This is a genomic window from Janthinobacterium aestuarii (assembly GCF_051380835.1).
Taxonomy (GTDB): Bacteria; Pseudomonadota; Gammaproteobacteria; order Burkholderiales; family Burkholderiaceae_D; genus Janthinobacterium; species Janthinobacterium aestuarii.
In genome coordinates this window covers 242,100-260,782 of sequence record NZ_JBNYXU010000007.1, presented here as the reverse complement: position 1 = coordinate 260,782, position 18,683 = coordinate 242,100, and the positions used below count along the sequence as shown (strand labels likewise).

The 18,683-nt window shown below is 61.6% G+C and carries 17 protein-coding genes and 1 tRNA gene; all 18 read right to left on the bottom strand.

Annotation, left to right across the window (positions count from 1 at the left end; translation table 11 throughout):
• Positions 1–16 precede the first annotated feature (16 nt).
• Positions 17–1,078: an acyltransferase family protein gene (locus ACQ4WO_RS19755; RefSeq protein WP_436482896.1), complete on the bottom strand. Its 1,062-nt coding sequence runs from the start codon at positions 1,076–1,078 to the stop codon at positions 17–19.
• Between the two features lie 84 nt (positions 1,079–1,162).
• Entirely contained in the window at positions 1,163–2,275 is a 1,113-nt protein-coding gene (locus ACQ4WO_RS19750; RefSeq protein WP_436482895.1) for a DegT/DnrJ/EryC1/StrS family aminotransferase, read from the bottom strand.
• A gap of 33 nt (positions 2,276–2,308) precedes the next feature.
• Positions 2,309–3,031: a glycosyltransferase family 2 protein gene (locus ACQ4WO_RS19745; protein ID WP_436482894.1), complete on the bottom strand. Its 723-nt coding sequence runs from the start codon at positions 3,029–3,031 to the stop codon at positions 2,309–2,311.
• 152 nt (positions 3,032–3,183) lie between these two features.
• Positions 3,184–3,870 carry an exosortase-associated protein EpsI, B-type gene (gene epsI / locus ACQ4WO_RS19740; RefSeq protein ID WP_102295786.1) on the bottom strand — a complete coding sequence of 229 codons (687 nt, stop codon included), beginning with the start codon at positions 3,868–3,870 and terminating at the stop codon, positions 3,184–3,186.
• Positions 3,867–4,763, bottom strand: a complete 897-nt coding sequence (xrtB, locus tag ACQ4WO_RS19735) for an exosortase B (RefSeq protein ID WP_436482892.1) — start codon at positions 4,761–4,763, stop codon at positions 3,867–3,869. Before xrtB ends, epsI begins: the two co-directional genes overlap by 4 nt.
• Positions 4,763–5,638: a chain length determinant protein tyrosine kinase EpsG gene (epsG, locus tag ACQ4WO_RS19730; RefSeq protein WP_230515389.1), complete on the bottom strand. Its 876-nt coding sequence runs from the start codon at positions 5,636–5,638 to the stop codon at positions 4,763–4,765. The genes xrtB and epsG overlap by 1 nt, the downstream gene beginning before the upstream one ends.
• A 15-nt stretch (positions 5,639–5,653) precedes the next feature.
• Positions 5,654–7,063 carry a chain length determinant protein EpsF gene (epsF, locus tag ACQ4WO_RS19725; protein ID WP_230515390.1) on the bottom strand — a complete coding sequence of 470 codons (1,410 nt, stop codon included), beginning with the start codon at positions 7,061–7,063 and terminating at the stop codon, positions 5,654–5,656.
• Between the two features lie 66 nt (positions 7,064–7,129).
• Positions 7,130–7,918: a polysaccharide export protein EpsE gene (epsE, locus tag ACQ4WO_RS19720; RefSeq protein ID WP_436482891.1), complete on the bottom strand. Its 789-nt coding sequence runs from the start codon at positions 7,916–7,918 to the stop codon at positions 7,130–7,132.
• 54 nt (positions 7,919–7,972) lie between these two features.
• A complete protein-coding gene (locus tag ACQ4WO_RS19715; RefSeq protein ID WP_436482890.1) occupies positions 7,973–8,986 on the bottom strand; it encodes an EpsD family peptidyl-prolyl cis-trans isomerase in 1,014 nt (337 codons plus the stop codon).
• Positions 8,987–9,538: 552 nt separating this feature from the next.
• Positions 9,539–10,921, bottom strand: a complete 1,383-nt coding sequence (locus ACQ4WO_RS19710; RefSeq protein ID WP_436482889.1) for an undecaprenyl-phosphate glucose phosphotransferase — start codon at positions 10,919–10,921, stop codon at positions 9,539–9,541.
• A gap of 8 nt (positions 10,922–10,929) precedes the next feature.
• Positions 10,930–12,192, bottom strand: a complete 1,263-nt coding sequence (gene epsL, locus ACQ4WO_RS19705) for an XrtB/PEP-CTERM-associated polysaccharide biosynthesis outer membrane protein EpsL (protein ID WP_436482888.1) — start codon at positions 12,190–12,192, stop codon at positions 10,930–10,932.
• A 40-nt stretch (positions 12,193–12,232) separates the two neighbouring features.
• Positions 12,233–12,922, bottom strand: coding sequence for a CAAX prenyl protease-related protein (locus ACQ4WO_RS19700; protein ID WP_436482887.1), 690 nt, complete (start codon positions 12,920–12,922; stop codon positions 12,233–12,235).
• A 151-nt stretch (positions 12,923–13,073) separates the two neighbouring features.
• A complete protein-coding gene (locus ACQ4WO_RS19695; protein WP_230515394.1) occupies positions 13,074–14,966 on the bottom strand; it encodes an ATP-binding cassette domain-containing protein in 1,893 nt (630 codons plus the stop codon).
• A gap of 161 nt (positions 14,967–15,127) precedes the next feature.
• Positions 15,128–15,202, bottom strand: a tRNA-Arg gene (locus ACQ4WO_RS19690).
• Between the two features lie 167 nt (positions 15,203–15,369).
• On the bottom strand, positions 15,370–16,140 hold the full coding sequence (locus tag ACQ4WO_RS19685; protein WP_436482885.1) for a PEP_CTERM-anchored TLD domain-containing protein: 771 nt from the start codon (positions 16,138–16,140) through the stop codon (positions 15,370–15,372).
• 110 nt (positions 16,141–16,250) lie between these two features.
• Positions 16,251–16,640, bottom strand: a complete 390-nt coding sequence (locus tag ACQ4WO_RS19680) for a RidA family protein (protein ID WP_436482956.1) — start codon at positions 16,638–16,640, stop codon at positions 16,251–16,253.
• Between the two features lie 26 nt (positions 16,641–16,666).
• Positions 16,667–17,827, bottom strand: coding sequence for an acyl-CoA dehydrogenase family protein (locus ACQ4WO_RS19675; protein ID WP_436482884.1), 1,161 nt, complete (start codon positions 17,825–17,827; stop codon positions 16,667–16,669).
• A 1-nt stretch (position 17,828) separates the two neighbouring features.
• A complete protein-coding gene (locus ACQ4WO_RS19670; protein WP_436482883.1) occupies positions 17,829–18,683 on the bottom strand; it encodes an enoyl-CoA hydratase family protein in 855 nt (284 codons plus the stop codon).

Below are 18,683 nucleotides of genomic sequence, written 5' to 3'. Positions count from 1 at the left end.
ATCCGCTTCAAGTCGCTCAAGGCCGCACCTGCACGGCGGCGACGTCGACGGGCGGCACGGCCGAGGTGCGCATGACCACGAAATGGCGCTCGACAGCATGCCAGCAGCACCACGCCAGGGGCAGCACGATGGCGCTGGCCAGCAGGCACACGCCGACCGGCGTCGTCGCCCAGCCGTACATCAGCAGCGTTTGCTGCACGGGAAAGGCAAACAGATAAATCCCATACGACAAGTCACCGATCTTTTCCAGGTTGACGGGCGCCACCCACGCGGGGTGGCGCCCCAGCCACAAGGTGGCATAACTGATCGCCACACAGGCCAGCAGGTAGAACAGCGGCCCTGGCACCAGCGCGCTGGCGCCCCACACGGCCAGCAGCAGGGCGGCGATGCCGCCATGCATGGGCACGCGGCGGCGCAGCAGGCGATAGGCGGCACCCAGCAAAAAATAGGGAACCAGCAATATCGGCCCGGCCATGCTGCCTTCAAGCACCTTCCACCAGCACAGCGCGCACACGGCCACGATCGCCAGCAGGGGCAAGGCGACAGAGTCCAGGCGACCGATGCGGCGCAATAGCCACACGCCGCCGCCCACGGCCAGGTACAGCGAAAACTCGATGGGCAGGGTCCACAGCGAACCATTCACGCCCGCCCCGTACGGATTGGCGGTGAACACACCCGGCAAGACATATTGCAAATGCCACATGGTGATATTGCGCGCGATGTAGCTCCACGTCTCGCCATCGCGGTAGTAGTCGGCCAGCTCCAGGGTCGTGACCAGCGGTCCCAGCAACAACGCCGTCAGCACCACCACCAGGATCAGGGCGGGGAAGATGCGCCGCACGCGCGCACTGAGAAACGAACGCAGTTCGGGGCGCGCATACGCGCTCGCCGTGATCAGGTAGCCGCTGATGGAAAAGAACACGCCAACGGCCACCGTGCCCAGGGTCATGCGCCCATCCGTCAGCAGCATCAGCGGCTCGCGCGCACCCTGCGCGCTCAAGTGATAACTATGCGAAAACAGTACCAGCCAGGCAGCCAGCAGGCGCAGCAGATTAAAATTATTGGCCGGCGGCGTCATGCTCGTGATCCTGGCGGGCGGCTGGACGGTACCAGCCGGCCATGACTGCATTAAAAGAAAACATGCTGCTCCCGCTGCTGCGCGTCACTGCGCTGGCAAGGTGCGCAGGATATCGCAGATGCGGTCCACTTGTTCCAGCGGCAAATCCGGGAAAATCGGCAGGCACAGCACCCGGTCCGCCACATGGTGGGCCACCGGCAGCAAATGCCGGCCAGCCGACGGCAAGCCGCGGTACATGGGGAATTCGCTGATCAGTGGATAGAAATAGCGGCGCGTCATGATGTTCTGCGTCTGCAGATACGTATACAGAGCGTCGCGCTGCAGCGGGAAATCCGCTTCCACGAAGACGGGGAAGTAGGAGTTGTTGAGCTGCGCGGGATCGTTTACGGCCGGCACCGTAATGCCGGGCACCGTGGCCAGGTTGCTGCGGTAACGGGCGGCGATCTGCGCGCGGCGCGCCAGAGCATGATCGACGTGCTTGAGCTGCAGCAAGCCGAATGCCGCCTGCACCTCGTTCATCTTGCCATTGATGCCAGGCGCGACGACGGTCGTCTCATCGACGATGCCAAAGTTTTTCAGGTGGTCGATGCGCTGCTTGGTCTTGGCATCGGGACAGATGATGGCGCCGCCCTCGAAGGTATTGAAGACCTTGGTGGCATGGAAACTCAGCACCGACAAGTCACCGTAGTTGAGCACGCTGGTGCCCTTGTGGCGCACGCCGAACGCATGCGCGGCATCGTAGATGACCTTCAGGCCATAGGTATCGGCGATGCGCTCGATCTCTTCCACATTGCACGGCGTGCCGTACACATGCACGGGGAAAATCGCCGTCGTCTGCGGCGTGATGGCCGCCTCGATCTTCGCCGCATCCAGGTTAAAGGTCTGCGGGTCGATGTCGACAAACACAGGCTTGATGCCATTCCACAGCAGGGAATGGGCAGTGGCGACAAACGAATACGGCGTGGTGATGACCTCGCCGGAAATGCGCAACGCCTGCAGCGCCGTCACCAGCGCGATGGTCGCATTGGTAAACAGGGCCAGGTGCTTGACGCCCAGGTACTCGGCCAGTTCCCGCTCCAGTTCCTGGTGGAAGGGGCCGGCATTGGTCAGCCATTTGCTGTCCCATATCTTTTGCAGATAGGGCATGAATTCATCGAGCGGCGGCAGGGACGGTTCGGTAACGAAGATTTTTTTCATAATAGCAACAATTATATATAAGGCGTACGGTGGCTAGGCCTTCTGGTTGCGCTCGCGGTAATGTTTCAGCAAGCGGTCGGGGGCGCGCACGGCGCGCACGCCGAGGTAGCGGATCTTGCGAAAACGGTTCCAGTCACCCGGCTCCGCGTAGCGCCAGGCCGTGATATCCCAAGGAATCGAGGCCAGCCAGCGGTGATAGAACACGGACGAGGTTGACACATTGTTCACCGCGAAATGCGGCGCCTGGTTCACATGCCACTCATCAGGCACCCGTTCGTAATCGAAGGGATGCCAGATGATGTCGGCGCGCGTGCTGCGCGCCAGCGCCAGCAGCTTGCTGATGCGCTCCGGCGCATGCTCGTCGTCATCGTCGAGGTGCGTGACGAACTGGCCGCGCGCCAGCGACAAGGCATGGTTCAGCGCCAGGGTGCCGGCCACCATCCAGCGCTGGCGCGGCTCCGTCGGGTACACGCCCCGCTCGCTCAGATTGACGAACTCGATGCGCGGGTCGTTCAGCGCCGCAATCCGTTCGGCCGTGTCATCGGTGCAGCAATCACCCACCACCACGATCTGCAGGTGCGGATAATCCTGCGCCAGCAGCGACGGCAGGCAGCGCTGCGTCAGCAGCACGCCCCGGTTGTAGGTTGCCACGCAGACAGTCACCAGCGGCTGCGGCATCTCGTAAGCGGCCTGATAGGCGGCACTCTTGCGGGCGCCGCGAAAACCGGCACGCGCTCCCAAGCCCAGGTCGCGCATCGAGCGCAGCGGTTCCCTGAGACGCGACCATATTTTCCTGCCTTTATCTGCTAACCGCCGTAAACTCGTGAAATTCGACAACCATTCCTCCTTGACTGCACGCTGGCAAAGCAGCTCCACCGGCGCCGGCAACGGCGCCACATATGCCACGCTTAATTGGCAAAGCCCATCAACCGGCGCCGGCTATTCTCAGGCAGCACCTTCAGCATGGCATTGACAAAGTCTTCCTGCATGGCAAACGATCGCTGCGTATCGGTGTCCAGCGACGACACGCGGAACAGCAGGCCGTCCGGAATATCGCCGGCCAGGCGATAGCGCATTTCCGCGATTTTCTTTTCATTTCCGCTACGCACCACCACGTCGCCGACCGTGCTCCAGTACGTCACCGGCTCGTAGCGTTCGCGCGACAGATTCGTCTGCAGGCGCTTGACCTTGATATCGCCCTGCGGCGTGGCCAGCACGCCATCCTGCTTGCCCGTCAGCTCGAAGCCCTGCGCCGGATAGCACACTTCCGGATAATGCAGCTGCATGCCGTCGCTCTGGTTGGCGCCGTAGGCGATCGACAGCATCACCCGATAGCCTTCGTTGTTCACATAAGTGCGCGACAGGGTTTGCGTGTAGATCGCCTTCAGCGCTTCTTCGGTGCTCGGGTTGATCACATTTGCGTGGCCTTGCGTCTCTTCGCGCCAGTTGCCGAACTGTGTCGGCACCAGGGCCTTCAGCTCGACCGGCGGGCGCTTGTCGGCCAGGAAATGCGTCGGCGTGATCAGCTTCGCCGTTCCTGCCGAGGCCGCCATCAGTACGCCCAGGACGATACTGCTCAAGATTGCTCGTTTCATGCGCCTGCTCCCTGCGGCCGCGCCGCTGGCGGACGGCGCGAACGCGACAGCCACTGCAGCAGCGAATCCACGCCAATGATGAGTACCAGCGCGCTGATGAACAGGACCATGCCGGCAAAACCGTGCAAGAAGCCCTGCCCTGCGGCGTCGCCGAAATAATAGGTAATCAAGGTCAGCACGCAGACGCGGATGACGTTGGCCGTAAACGAGATCGGTACGATCAGCAGGGCCAGGCCGATGTTGCGGAAGGCCGAGGTATGGCGCACCACGTTCAGGTAGAACAGGCCCAGCGATTCAAGCGTCAGCAGGGTCTGCAGGCCTGCGCAGGCATCGGCCACCAACAGCTGGTACTGGCCAATCTGCAGGATCACCCCGGTACGCGCGATGGGATAGCCGGCCCAGTACAGCAGGTGCTCGGTAACATACGAGACGGCCTGCTTCATCGGCATGGTCAGCGTGCTGACCACGGCGCTTGGCAGCGGCACCATGAACAGCATGAAAAAGAAGGGGAACCACAGCACGCGCAAGGCGCCGGGGCCGCGCTTGAACAGCAGCAGGGCGGCCAGCATGAAGATGAACGAGAGGATCTCGAATGAGACGATTTGCTGCGAAGTGCCCAGGATATACAGCAGCAGCGAGACGATGAACACCGGCCAGCCGGCGGCCGCGCTGCCGGCGGCCGGAGGCACGTCCTTCCAGCGGCGGGCCATCAGCCACAGCGACAAGACGAGGATAATGGGGCCGTGGGCTTGCTCTTCCGTGGCCCACACGCCGTGAAACAGGCCATAGAAAGTCGATCCGAACATGCACACGAAGCCTATCGCAATCGGCAGCCACTCGGGCGCCAGCTTCTTAATCCGCGGTAACACAGCAGCGGTGTCCAGACCAGCCATCAGAATTCAACCATCACGGAGCCGACGATGTCCGCGCCGATTTGCGACAGCTGCTCGCTGGCCGCGTTCAAGTCCGCCACCAGGGTTTCATTGCGGCGCGTCACCAGCAGCACGCCACCGGCGCGCGCGGCAATGGCCAGCGCATCGGAACCTGCAGACAGCGAAGCGGCGTCGTAGAGCACCACGTCGAAGTGGCTTTCCAGGCGCGCGTTCAAGTCCGTGAAGGCGGTGCGGCTGAGCAATTCCTGCGGATTCGGCGGCAAGGTACCCGCTTCGAGGATGTGCAGGTCGACGAATTCGTCGATCTTGGCGATGGCGTCGAGGTCGGCGCGTCCCGCCAGCACGTCGGACAGGCCCTGCTTGTTCTTCAGGTCGAAGATCTGGTGCTGGCTCGGCGTGCGCAGGTTGGCATCAACGAGCAGGGTATGCTCGCCCAGCTGCGAAAACACCACGGCCAGGTTGGCCGCGAACAAGCTGGCGCCATCGCCGCTGTCGACGCCCATGATCACCAGCGACTTGCGGCCAAGGGCGAACCAGCGCAGCATCAGCTGGCTGCGAATGGCGCGCAGCACTTCGACCTGCGGGCTGAACGGTTGATACGCGGCCAGCAGGCGGGCCGAATACTTGCCCTGGCCCTGCTGCAGGTAGGGATAGTCGAACTGGCGCGCCAGCACTTGCTGGATATCCGCTTCCGTGATCAGGCCCAGGCGCTGGGCTGCTTCGCCGAAGCGGATGCCCAGTTCCTTTTGCATGCGCAGTACGCGTTCGGCGTTTTCAGGAGTGATCTTGCCAGATTCCAACAGCAAGCCACCGATGCTGGAATCGCCGCCGCGGGCCTGTGGACGTATGGTATTGCTCAGCGCTGGGTGGTTCATGGGAGTATCCATCAATTAGTTGGCCCGCAAACGGCGGAAAGTAAAGGCATTCATGAAGCTGCGGCGTTTTTTCGCCGGCGGATTCCAGTTGATCACGCCCAGCACCGGCGCTTGCAGCACATCCTGCAAATCGCCTTCGGAACGCACGCGGCGGTTGAGCATCTCGGCCAGCACGCTGAACGCCAGGCCCAGCATGCCGCCCAGGAACACGGCCAGCACGGTGTTCACCAGGATCTTCGGTCCTGCCGGCTTGATCGGCGGCACGGCTGGATTCAACACGGAAATATCCGACTGGTCCGACTGCCCTTCGATCTTGGTCTGCGAGAAACGCTGCGACGCCACGTCGAAGGCGCGCTGCGCGCTTTCCACGTCCTTGGCCAGCACGCCCATTTCATCGCGCGTGCGGTTCAGTTCCAGCACCTTGGTCTTTTGCTCGGCCAGGGCGGCGCGGATCGCGCCTTCGCGCTGCTGCATGATCTGTGCATTGTTGCCCACGCTGTTCGAGGCGATACGCAGCTGTGCCTGCAGATCGGCGCGCAACTTGTCCACTTCGGCCTTGGCGCTCTGGTATTGCGGATGGTTCACGCTGAGGCGCTGCGACACTTCGGCAAACTTCGATTCCGCACTGCCCAGGTTGACCTTCAGGCTCTGGATCAGGGGATTGGCCGCCACGTCAGGCGACTCGGTGGCATTGCTGCCCTGCGCCATGCGCTGGCGCGACGTCGCTTCCATCGCCTGGCCCTGCGCACCCACCAGCTGCGCCGACAGGTCGTTCAGGCGGTTCGATTCCACGTCGAGGCGGTTATCGATGCTGACGATGCCGTGCTCCTGCTGGTATTTGGAGAGGCGGCTTTGCGCCACTTCCACGTTGTCGCGCAGCAGCTTGATCTGGTCGCTGAAGTAGGCGGACGCCTTCTTCATGGGATCGACCTTCAGCTGGATATTGATTTTCTGGTACTCGTCGGCGAAAGCATTCGCCACGGCCGCCACGAATTGCGGATCGGCACCCTTGAAGCTGATGTCGACCACGCTGCTTTCGCGCGATGGCACGATGTCCAGCTTGGCCAGCAGCAGATCGGCCAGCCAGTCGCGCACGCTGCCCTTGCCTTCCGTCGCTTCGTTGAACTGCGCCACGACGGCAGGACTGTCGGCCAGGCGCAGCGAATCGACCACATGCAGGGCCACGTTCTTGCTGCTGATGATATCGATCTGCGTGGCCATGTAACCGGGCAGCAACTGCCCCGGCATGGTCAGGCCCGTCACCGGATCGACGCCCTTGTAGTTGAGCAGCAGCGAGCTGGTGGCCTTGTAGGTCTTGGGCAGCAACAGGCTGACGACCACGGTCACCGAGACGGTGACCAGCAAGGTCAGCAGCAAAATCCAGCGGCGCGCCCGTAGGATCAATAAAAATTGTGAAAAGCTCATGAATTGATTCCCATGCCGTGAAAAAAAGAAATACTGGCTAGCCGGTGAATGCCGCTGGCCATGGTGTTAGAACAGGCTTTCCTGCACATACACGACGTCGTCCACTTGCAGCAGATCGTCATGCTTGGCCGAAATGACTTCCAGCTTGCCCGCCTCGTCGCGGCGCTTGATGCGCACGCCGCGTTCGGTGCCGCGCTGCGTCAGACCGCCGCCCACGGACAGCGCTTGCAGCACCGTCATGGAGCGCTCGAGGCGGAAGGCGCCCGGACGCTGCACTTCGCCGTAGATGTAGAAACGCGGCGCGCGTTCGACAAAGATGACGTCGTTGCCGGCCATGTCGTAGTCGCGGTTCAGGTCGGCGCTGCGCACCATATCGACAATATCGACGCTTTCCTTGGTGGTCTTGCCGTTGCGCTTGCGGATCAGGCTCACGCTGTCGCCGCCATCCGCGCTCAGGCCACCCGCCATAGCCAGCACGTCGAGCATGCTGCGGCGCCCTTCCAACGGATAGCGTCCGGGACGGTTGACCTGGCCCAGTACCGATACCTGCTGGCTTTGCAGCGCGGAAACGATGATGTTAACCTGGGCCTTGCGGATAAAACCGCCACCTTCGAGCAGGCCGCCGATCTTCTTTTCCGCTGCGGCCACGGACAGGCCACCCACCGCCACCGCACCGATCAGGGGGAAGGTGATTTCACCGGCCTCGCTGACGCGCGTTTCCAGTCCCAGGTCGGGACTGCCGTAGACGGACAATTTCAGCACGTCACCCGGCCCCAGCAAGACATCAGCAGCCGATGCGAAGCCAGCACTGCAAGCCAGGACAGCGGCCATGATCCAGAGAGCAAGTCGTTTCATGTTATTACCCAATTCTATTGATAAGCTTCAGTTGAAAATGGTCTTGCCAGCGCTTCACTTCAGTCCAGCAACGCCGCGGTCATTGGCTTCGCTCGACGCCGTCGGCGCCGAGGCAGGCACGGCTGGCGCGACCACGACGGGCGCGGCCGGTGTCACGGCAGCGGCCGGCGCTGGCGCGGAAGCGGCTGCCGACGCGGCGGCGCTGGCATCCTTGCCCGTGACGCTCTTGTTCAGGTACTCGATTTTCGCTGCCGCACGCAGGCGCGCCAGTTCCGCATCGGCCGCTTCCTTGCTCTTCTTGTTAAACAAGAACTGTTCAATTTGCGGCGATGCCGCGTCCAGCGTGACGGGGTTGTCCTTGACGTCGGCCAGCGAGATCAGCAAGGTGCGGTCGCCTTCGCGGATAATGAACAACTGCCCTTTCGGCATGCTCAGCAGCTTGCCGGACAGCTCAGGGGCCAGGTCGGCGCTCGTGCGCGACAGCTGGGCACGGCCATACTTGACCTTGTGCGTGTCGAGCCATGCCGCTACGTCCTCAAGCGACTTGGCGCTGTCCATGGCTGCCTTCAGGTCATCATTCATGTCGGCCGTGGCGATGATCAGTTCACGCATGTCGAATTGCTTGCGCTGCGAGAAAAACTGCGGATTGCTGGTGAAGTATTTTTCCACTTCAGCCTTGGTCGGACGGGTAATCGTGCCGACGCGTTTTTGCATGTAGGCCTGGGCAATGATCAGCGACTTGGCCCGTTCGATGGCTTGCACCACCTTCGGCTCGCGGTCCAGTTTTTCTTTCGCCGCTTCGCTTTGCAGCAACTGGCGGTCGATCAGCGATTCGAGCAACTGCTTGCTGGCGGCTTCTTGCTGAACGGCGGACACATTCGCGCGCTGTAACTCTTCATTAAGTTGCAGCACCGTGATTTCTTCGCCATTCACGCTGGCCAGCGTCTGCCCGGCTTTCTTTTCCTTGCTCCCGCCGCATGCCGACATGCCAGCTGCAATGACGAGAAAGGCACTGGCCCACAGCACGCGTTTAGGCCCGCCAAGTTTTGGAACCGTCAGTCTTGCCATATCGAAATGCTTCAAAATTACTCCTTGGGGATTGGAAAATTGCCAGGCGGAGGCCATGCCATTCCGCCACCAGCACAGCGAACCTGGCACCCAACCGGTGGCAGTCCATTGCACAAAATGACAACATCATTGCAATATTATAAATAAACTACCGCTGTGTGCATAGTACTAACAGAAATATTTGCTTAAAATATCATTAAATGTCCATAAATACAACTATTCTCACGGGAAAATTGTTTCAAAAAAAGCATATATCCCGCAAAAAAACGGCTGCTGCCGCACGGTGATCAACGATGTATTTACCTGACTATTTTCTCTGTGACTGCCATAACCACGGCATGGCGCCGGCGGCCGGCTCTTGCCGTGTGACTAACGATGCAATAGGCCGCAGGGCGGCAAGCAAGCAGTTACTGTCATGTTTTCTGGATGACGGAGATACAGCCTGCGCGCTACCTTGCGGAAGTTCGCGGAGCGCGCCCGGCATGCCTCATTTTATCGCTTATCGCCCCTTGACAAACAAAACATTCAATCGAGTTTGTACGAGTGTGGCGCCTAGTGCGCATTATCACGTTTCAACACAACTTTGACGGTGCGCAAGATGATCCACAAATCGAGCCACAGCGACCAGTTGCGCAGGTAATCGAGGTCGAAATGGATGCGCGCCTCCATCTTGTCCAGGGTTTCCGTCTCGCCGCGCAAGCCATTGACCTGCGCCCATCCCGTGATGCCCGGCTTGACCTTGTGCCGCAGCATATAGCCCTTGATCAGCTTGCGGTACTGCTCATTGTGCGCGACGGCATGGGGACGGGGTCCGACGATGCTCATGCGCCCCTGCAGCACGTTGATAAACTGCGGTAATTCATCGAGAGAGCTGCGGCGCAGGAAGGCGCCGATGGGCGTGACGCGCTGGTCGTTCTTGGTGGCCTGCGTCACCACGGCGCCATCCTCGCTCACGGTCATCGAGCGGAATTTATACACAATGATTTCCTCGCCATACAGACCGTAACGGCGCTGGCGGAAAATCACCGGCCCCTTCGACGTCGACTTGACGGCGATGGCGATGACCAGCATAACGGGCAGCAGCATGATCTGGATCAACAGTCCCAGCACGATATCGCTGCCCCGCTTGACCATGCTGTTAAAGCCCGTAAATGGCGACTCGCGGATGGCGATCACGGGCATGCCGCCCACGCTGTCGAAGCGCGCCTGCATCAGGTCGAAGATATAAATGTCTGGCAAGAAATATACGGAAGCCGTCGTATCCTGCAATTCGTCAAGCATCTTGCGGATGCGCGGCTGGGCCGAAATGGGCTGGCTGATGAATATCATCTTGATATTGTGGGCGCGCACATACGCGGCAATATCGGACATGCGTCCCAGCATGGGTTCGCGCATCTTTTCCGGCCAGCGGTCATCGGTGCGGTCATCGAAGAAGCCGCACACCTGCATGAACAGGTTCGGATTGCGCTCCACCGTGGCGGCAAACTTCAGGCTGGCGTCATTGGCGCCGATGATCACCACCGAGCGCACCTCGCTGCCACGCCCCGGATCGGCGATCAGGCGGCGCGCCGCCAGGTGGCTGGCCAGCAGCACGAACGGCGTCAGCAGGAACCAGCCCAGCACCAGGTCGCGGTCGAAATGAAAAGCCAGGCCCGTCGCCGAGCCCAGGAAGACAAGGATCAGCACCGTCACCGCCCAGCCGACGAGCACGTCGCGCGCATACGCGAGCATGCGCCCGCTGCGCCAGGTACGGTAAGGGTCGACATACTGGAACACGGACGACGAGATGAAGAACGCCAGCATCATCAGCACCAGCGAATAGCCGGTAAACGGCGTGCCGCCCAGCACCGAGAGCAAGTACAGCGTGCCCATGATGATGAGCGGATCGAGGACGCGCTGGAAAAAGGAAATCAGGGGAATATCGTTAACCGTCATGGGACTCTTCAGAACTGCGCACTGGCATTGAATGAAATACCTTTGGCCCGGTAGCTGCCTGTATTGATAATGGGAGCACCCGTGCGCGAATCGCGGAAGGCGTTCAGGCCCAGCTGGATATTCGGCCGGATATTGTAGGTGACACCCAGCGAGGCCGTGCGCGTCGTATCGCTGACGTCGCCTGGCAGGTCGAGCCCGCTCGCGGCCGAAAAGTCGCGCTTTTCGCGGCGCAGCAGCGCATCGACGCGGATTTTCGCGGTGGCATCCCAGGTGGCGCCGACGCTGGCGCCATTGTTCAGGCTGCTGGTAATCAGCGAACTTTCCACGGCGGCAAATTCATGCCAGACGCTGCCCGTGAAACGCACCTTGCCCAGCGGTGCCCAGTACACCGTCACCCGGCCATTCGCGCCGCTCGAATCGCGGCCCGCGAACAGCTGGTTCTTGCGCTTGACCCAGCCGCCCAGCAGCTGCACCTGGGTGATGGCGCTGAAGCGCCAGTAGATATTGGCCTTCACCTCGTCCTGCTCGTAACCCGTGTCCAACCCCAGACCGGTAATATTGTTGCGGTAGGGATAGCTGCCCTTCAGGTGACGCAGCTGCAGGCCGATGCGGCTGTCGGTGGACGGCAGATAGTCCAAGCCCAGCTCGGTGGCATTTTCCGTGCGGTCGGCATAGCGCAAGGCCACGGAGTCATAGGTATAGCGCTCGCGCGTGAAACCGCCGCGCACGCGCCAGCTGGGATGGAAGCGCCAGCCGCCATTCGCATATTCGCGGTGCAGCACGCGCAGGTTGCGGTTGGTGCTGCGCACGTCGCTGAACGGCGTCAGGGTCTGCGAATAGCTGGCGCCCACATGGCCCTCCAGGTGGTTGGCGATATGCCACTCCAGGTCGGCCAGATAATCCTTGCCGCTGTAATCGAGTTCGTCGAAATGGTCGAAATATACGCGCGACCATTTCGCCTGCCCCGTCAATACCTGCCGCCCGATGGGCCGGTTGAACAGGAAGCCCGCCTGCACCTGCCGCGACGTGTCCGAGCGCTGGCCCTGGAAGCCGGGGGCATTGTCATCGAGGCGGAACAGGTTGTCGTCATACGAATACGAGGTGGCGATGAACGGTGAAATCGTGTCATTGAAGGCCGCGAAGGCGGACTGGCTGGCCGCCGCCCCGCCAAGCACCAGCAGCGCGGCAGGCAGATGCCGCAAGCGCAGGCTGGCGCGGCGCGCAGGGACAAAGGACACGGCGGGGGTATTCTTGGGCAAAAAATTCAACATGGGCATTGTCTTTGAGAGAGCAAACAGTTGATTGGCAATATTACCAGTAAGTCCAGTGTCCACCGGAAACAATCCAGATACCCAGCACGCCATTCGTCACGCCATGCGCGAGGATGGGCGACCACAGGTTCTGGCTACGCATGTACAGCAGACTATATGCGGCGCCGGCAACGATACCGGCCAGCCACAAATTGTGTTCAAAGCCGAACAGTACCACGCTGATAACAAAGGCCTTGGCACTGGCCAGGCGCGGATTGAACCGGAGGAAGTCAGGGGCATCGATCCAGCGCAGCAGGAAGGAGCGCCAGAACAGCTCTTCCATTACGGGCACCACCAGCGCCGCGCCGGCGATGCGCAGCACGACCAGGCTCCATTCGATCTGGCCGCCATTGCGGGGGTCGAAGCCGTCGGCACTGCCGATCGTCATCCAGCCTGCATCAAGGTTGATCCACAGCAGAAAAACAACAACGCCGGTCGCCAGCGCCACGGCCAGCGCGCGCGCGCCCAATGGCACCCAGGCCAGTTCCGTGTAACTGCGGCGCCAATACAACAACATGCCCAGCACAACGCCGATCTTGACGGCATACAGCCAGCGCAGATCCTGCGCGGCAAAGCCCGCCCGGCCCAGCATGTCGGCGATAAAGATAAAGGAGAGGTAGGCGAGGAATGGCGCTACCCGGGGCAAGGCGGCGCGGTCAAACATGCTGATGCGCACCGGAGGTGGAACCACGCGCCGGACGCCGTGGTCCGGAGCGCGTGTTTTTGATAACAAACATGCATCCTCCGATGTAAAAAATATAATTATATAATTATATCAAGCAGAACCGTTGCCGTGGCAAGTAATCCTAACTTAAATTACAACAGAGGATACAAGAAACTAATCAGGCATTGCTGCGCGCCTCGATCTGCTCCCACTTTTCCAACGCTTCCAGCAGTTCACCTTCGATCTCGGCCACGCGTGCGTTCAGGCGCTTGCCTTCGGCCGGCGTCTTCTTGTAGAAGTCCGGATGCGACAGTTCGGCGGCCAGTACCGATTGCTCGTCTTCCAGCTTGGCGATCAGTTTCGGCAACTCTTCCAGTTCGCGCTGCTCCTTGTAACTGAGCTTTTTCTGCTTGGCAACAGGGGCGGCAGCTTCGACCTTCACGGCCGGCTTGCTGGCGGGCGCCGTGGCGATCGGCAAGGTGCGCACGCGCTCCCAGTCCGTGTAGCCGCCGACGAATTCGCGCCATTTGCCCTCGCCTTCGGCGACGATCACTTGCGTGACCACGTTGTCGAGGAAGGTACGGTCATGGCTGACGAGGAAGACGGTGCCGGTGTATTCTTCCAGCAACTCTTCCAGCAATTCCAGGGTATCGATATCCAAGTCATTGGTCGGCTCATCGAGCACCAGCACGTTGGCCGGCTTGGCGAACAGGCGCGCCAGCAGCAAACGGTTGCGCTCGCCACCAGACAGCGACTTGACGGGCGAGCGGGCACGTTCCGGCGCGAACAGGAAGTCGTTCAGGTAGGTCATCACGTGGCGGCGCTGGCCATTGATCTCGACCCAGTCGCTGCCCGGCGCGATGGTTTCCATCAGGTTCGCTTCTTCGTTCAGCTGCGTGCGCATCTGGTCGAAATACGCCACTTGCAGCTTGGTGCCGAGGCGGATGCTGCCCGTGTCCGACTCTTCCTGACCGAGGATCATTTTCAGCAAGGTAGTCTTGCCGGCGCCGTTGGCGCCGATCAGGCCGACCTTGTCGCCGCGCAGGATGGTGGCGCTGAAATCCTTGACGATGACCTTGTCGCCATAGATCTTCGAGACGTTTTCCAGGTCCGCCACGATCTTGCCCGAGCGTTCGCCGGCAGATACGTCCAGCTTGACTTGTCCCTGCTGTTCGCGGCGCGCATTGCGCGTCAGGCGCAGCGCTTCCAGACGGCGCACGCGGCCTTCGTCACGCACGCGGCGGGCCTTGACGCCCTTGCGTATCCACACTTCTTCCTGCGCCAGGAACTTGTCGAACTTGGCGTTTTCCACTTCCTCGATTTCCAGCTGCTCCGCCTTGCGGGTCTGGTAAGCCGTGAAGTTGCCCGGATACGACAGCAAACGGCCGCGGTCTAGTTCGATGATGCGCGTGGCGACGTTGTCAAGGAAGGAGCGGTCATGGGTAATGAACAGCACGCTGCCCTTGAAATCGCGCAACAAGCCTTCCAGCCACAGGATGGAGCTGAAGTCCAGATGGTTGGTCGGCTCATCGAGCAGCAGCACGTCCGGCGCCGAGACCAGCGCGCGCGCCAGGGCCACGCGCTTTTGCATCCCGCCGGACAGGGTTTTCATCAGCATGTCGCCCGTCAGGTTCAAACGGTCGAGTACGGTTTCCACCTTGTTCGGCAAGCTCCATGCATCGGCCGCATCGAGTTTGACCTGGATGTCGTGCATGCGTTCCATCAGTTCGTCGTCATTGCCCTGGCCAAACTGTCCCGTCAGCGCATCGTATTCCTTCAGCCACGCCTGCGATTCGCCCATGCCGGAAGCGACGGCATCGAACACGGACATCTCAGGATCGAATTGCGGTTCCTGCTCAACATAAGCGATCTTGATGCCTTGCTGCATCACCAACAAGCCATCATCGAGCTTGAACTTGCCCGAAATGACTTTCAGCAAGGAGGATTTACCCGTGCCGTTGCGGCCGATCAAGCCGACCCGTTCCGAGGTTTCCAGTGAAAATTCCGCGTGATCGAGCAGCGCGACGTGACCGAACGCAAGTTGCGCCGATGAAAGAGAAATGACAGCCATAATGAGTAAAGGTGTTCGGGCGCCGTTCCCTGCACACCGCGTGGTGCGCCAAACAGCTGCCGATTGGATGAATGAAGCACGCATTGTACCGACAACTCGGCACCACCAGTACATTGCGGCCAGCATGAACTCAGGCCACCGGCGCGCGTTGCGTGGGAATGTGGTGTCGCCAGCAGGAATCGAACCTGCATTTAAGTCTTAGGAGGACCTTGTACTATCCATTGTACGATGGCGACACGCGCAGCGGCATTATACAGACAAGCGCACGCCATTGACAGCGTGGCAAGCGGCGAATCCCGTTCAGCCCGCATCGTTTGCCCTAGGGCAAGCCGTCAGGGCCGGCCCTGCCGCGACCGGGCCCGGCTTTTTCGCCGCGCAGGGCAAGCTGCCCGCGCTGGAACGTTCAGGCCAGGCTGGCCGGACGCCTGCCGCGCCGCACCACGACCAGCACGCCTAGCCCGGCCAGCAGCAGGCCATAGGTGGCAGGTTCCGGCACGGCGCTGATAGTAAAGATCTGGATGGCGCCATAGGTGATGTCGGGTGTCACGTAGACGCTGCCGTCAAGCAAGCTCAGGCGCTGCTGCGGCTGCGTCGGGTCGGCGCTATAGCTGTACAGCCATGAATAACCGTTGTGCGTCAGGTCTTCCGGCACGTACAGGTCGTGGCCCAGGCCGAACGTGGGGCCCGTATTGGCCGCGTTATAGGTCTGGTAGGAACCCGTCGACTCGCTGTTTTCCACGCTCAGCATCTGCCGGTGCAGGGCACCGCTGGTCAGATTGAAGAGGAAACCCGTGCGCTCGGCATCGCCTGGCGTCTGGTGGAAGTTTTCCGAGGAATTCCAGCTTTGCGGGTTGTAGCCACCGATCAGCCAGGTTTGCCCCTGGGAGTTCGTCGCTTCCATCACGGAAAAGGTGCGTCCCTTGCCGTCGGATGCCTTGTGGAAATCGGCCGAAGTATCGCCCGCCGCCTTGCTGTAGATGTTCGTCAGCGCCAGGCGCCCTTCGCCCAGCCAGGATTCCAGCGTCGCCTGGTAGCCAGGCGTCAGCAGCGACGCGCCGCCGGCCGACGCCACCGTCGTGCCGCCCAGATACAGGCACAGGCCGCAAGCCGCCAATAGCAGCTTGCCCAAGGGCCGGGCCACCATGCTCCCACTTCCGTTTTTTTCCTGCTTCATGCGACACCCCACCATATCAACGCTCTGGATGGCGAATATAACATGAAAGATGGCTTTTTTATATCACTGCGAAGAAATTTCAATTTACTTTATTGCAACTGTTCTCATCGTCACGGCAATACCGCCGTCACCTCGATCTCGACCTTCGCTCTGTCCTCGATCAGTCCCGCCACCTGCACGGCCGTCATGGCCGGAAAATGCTTGCCGATGATTTCCCTGTAGGCAAGGCCAATTTGTGGATATGCCGCCACATATTCCTTCTTGTCCAGAACATACCAGTTCATGCGCACGATGTGTTCGGGCAAGGCGCCCGCCTCGGCCAGCACGGCGACGACGTTTTGCAGCGCCTGGCGCACCTGTCCCGCGAAGTCGTCCGTATGGAACTGCCCCTGCGCATCCCAGCCTATCATGCCGCTGACGTACACCGTGCGGCCGCTGGCGGCGATGCCGTTCGCATAGCCGCGCGGCCTGGCCCACCCCGGTGGTTGTAAAACCTGCATATTGTTTTCCTCGTTATTCATGTCACTCATGCGTCCGCCGCCTCGCGCAGCAATTCGCGCGCGATAATCAATTGCTGTACTTCGCTGGCGCCCTCGTAGATGCGCAAAGCGCGGATTTCGCGGTACAGGCGCTCGACCGGATGCCCGCTGACGACGCCCATGCCGCCGAACAGTTGCACAGCCGCATCGATCACCTGCTGCGCCGTTTCCGTGGCCGTCAGCTTGGCCATGGCCGCTTCCTTCGTCACCTTGCGGCCCTGGTCACGCTGCCAGGCGGCGCGGTAGGTCAGCAGCGCGGCCGCATCGATACCGGTGGCCATCTGCGCCAATTTCGCCTGCGTCAGCTGGAAGTCCGCCAGGGTCTGGCCAAACATCTGGCGCTTTGTCGCGTGGCGCAGCGCTTCGTCGAACGCGCGGCGCGCAAAGCCCAGCGCGGCAGCGGCCACCGACGTGCGGAACACATCGAGTGTCGCCATCGCCACCTTGAAGCCCTGCCCCGCTTCGCCCAAACGCTGCGACACCGGCACGCGGCAATTGGCAAAACGCAGGCGCGCCAGCGGATGCGGCGCGATCACGGCGATGCGTTCGGCGATTTCCAGCCCGGGATTGTCGGCGTCGACGATGAAGGCGCTGATGCCGCGCGCACCAGGCGCCTCGCCCGTGCGGGCAAACACCACGTAAAAGTCGGCGATGCCGCCGTTCGAGATCCACGTCTTTTCGCCGTCGAGCACGTAATCGTCGCCGTCGCGGCGCGCCGCGCACGCCATGGCTGCCACGTCGGAGCCGGCCTGCGGCTCGGACAGGGCAAAGGCGGCGATACGCTTGCCGCTGGCCACGTCCGGCAGATAGCGCGCCTTGTTGTCCAAGCTGCCGAACAGGCCGATGGCGCCCGAACCGAGTCCCTGCATGGCAAAGGCGAAATCGGCCAGTCCATCGTGGCGCGCCAGGGTTTCGCGCATCAGGCAAATGGCGCGCGTGTCGATCTTGCCATCGGTGCCCGTAGCATGCGCAAGCCAGCCGCCCTGCCCCAGTTGCGCCACGAGCGCGCGGCAAGCCGCATCGACATCGGCGCCGTGCGCGTCGCCCAGGTGCTGCGCCGCCCACGCGTCGAGTTCGGACTCAAGCTGTGCATGATGCGCCTCGAAAAACGGCCATTCCAGGTAAGTGGTGTCGCGTGTACTTTGCATATTAATCGCCCTCGAACTGCGGTTTTTCCTTCGCCACGAAGGCGTGATAGGCGCGGTGGAAATCGTTGGTGGCCATGCAAATGGCCTGCGCCTGCGCTTCCGCCTCGATCGCTTCATCGACGCCCATGTTCCACTCCTGCTGCAGCATTTTTTTCGTCATGCCGTGCGCGAACGTGGGGCCGCTGGCCAGACCGGCGGCGAACAGCTGCGCCGCCTCTGCCAGCTCCTCCGGCTCAACGAGACGGTTGAGCCAGCCCCAGCGCTCGGCCTCGGCGCCGGCCAGGGAGCGTCCCGTGTACAGCAGTTCGGCGGCGCGGCCCTGGCCGATCACGCGCGGCAGCAAGGCGCAGGCGCCCATGTCGCAGCCGGCCAGGCCCACGCGGGTAAACAAGAATGCCGTCTTGCTGCGCGCCGTGCCGATGCGGATATCGGAAGCCAGCGCCAGCATGGCGCCGGCGCCCGCGCATATGCCGTCGATGGCGGCGATGATGGGCTGCGGGCAGGCGCGCATGGCCTTTACCACGTCGCCCGTCATGCGGGTAAACGCCAGCAGGCCGGGCATGTCGAGCTTCGTCAGCGGGCCGATGATGTCGTGCACGTCGCCGCCCGAGCAGAAATTGCCGCCGCTGCCCGTGATGACGACGGCCTTGACGTCGTCCGCATGGGCCAGCGCGCGGAACAGCTCGCGCAACTCCGCATACGATTCAAAAGTGAGCGGATTCTTGCGCTCGGGCCGGTGCAAGGTCAAGGTGGCAACGCCTGCGTCGACGGAAAACAAGAAATGCCGCGCGGCGTAATGGGCCAGGCTGGCACGGTTGCCTGGCAGGTCTTGCGGCTGGCCGGGTAGATGGCGCAT

Coding starts and splice junctions, on each gene's coding strand:
- ACQ4WO_RS19755 (WP_436482896.1), bottom strand. CDS start 1,078: ATGACGCCGCCGGCCAATAATTTTAATCTGCTGCGCCTGCTGGCTGCC.
- ACQ4WO_RS19750 (WP_436482895.1), bottom strand. CDS start 2,275: ATGAAAAAAATCTTCGTTACCGAACCGTCCCTGCCGCCGCTCGATGAA.
- ACQ4WO_RS19745 (WP_436482894.1), bottom strand. CDS start 3,031: ATGCGCGACCTGGGCTTGGGAGCGCGTGCCGGTTTTCGCGGCGCCCGC.
- epsI (WP_102295786.1), bottom strand. CDS start 3,870: ATGAAACGAGCAATCTTGAGCAGTATCGTCCTGGGCGTACTGATGGCG.
- xrtB (WP_436482892.1), bottom strand. CDS start 4,763: ATGGCTGGTCTGGACACCGCTGCTGTGTTACCGCGGATTAAGAAGCTG.
- epsG (WP_230515389.1), bottom strand. CDS start 5,638: ATGAACCACCCAGCGCTGAGCAATACCATACGTCCACAGGCCCGCGGC.
- epsF (WP_230515390.1), bottom strand. CDS start 7,063: ATGAGCTTTTCACAATTTTTATTGATCCTACGGGCGCGCCGCTGGATT.
- epsE (WP_436482891.1), bottom strand. CDS start 7,918: ATGAAACGACTTGCTCTCTGGATCATGGCCGCTGTCCTGGCTTGCAGT.
- ACQ4WO_RS19715 (WP_436482890.1), bottom strand. CDS start 8,986: ATGGCAAGACTGACGGTTCCAAAACTTGGCGGGCCTAAACGCGTGCTG.
- ACQ4WO_RS19710 (WP_436482889.1), bottom strand. CDS start 10,921: ATGACGGTTAACGATATTCCCCTGATTTCCTTTTTCCAGCGCGTCCTC.
- epsL (WP_436482888.1), bottom strand. CDS start 12,192: ATGTTGAATTTTTTGCCCAAGAATACCCCCGCCGTGTCCTTTGTCCCT.
- ACQ4WO_RS19695 (WP_230515394.1), bottom strand. CDS start 14,966: ATGGCTGTCATTTCTCTTTCATCGGCGCAACTTGCGTTCGGTCACGTC.
- ACQ4WO_RS19685 (WP_436482885.1), bottom strand. CDS start 16,140: ATGAAGCAGGAAAAAAACGGAAGTGGGAGCATGGTGGCCCGGCCCTTG.
- ACQ4WO_RS19680 (WP_436482956.1), bottom strand. CDS start 16,640: ATGCAGGTTTTACAACCACCGGGGTGGGCCAGGCCGCGCGGCTATGCG.
- ACQ4WO_RS19675 (WP_436482884.1), bottom strand. CDS start 17,827: ATGCAAAGTACACGCGACACCACTTACCTGGAATGGCCGTTTTTCGAG.
- ACQ4WO_RS19670 (WP_436482883.1), bottom strand. CDS start 18,683: ATGCGCCATCTACCCGGCCAGCCGCAAGACCTGCCAGGCAACCGTGCC.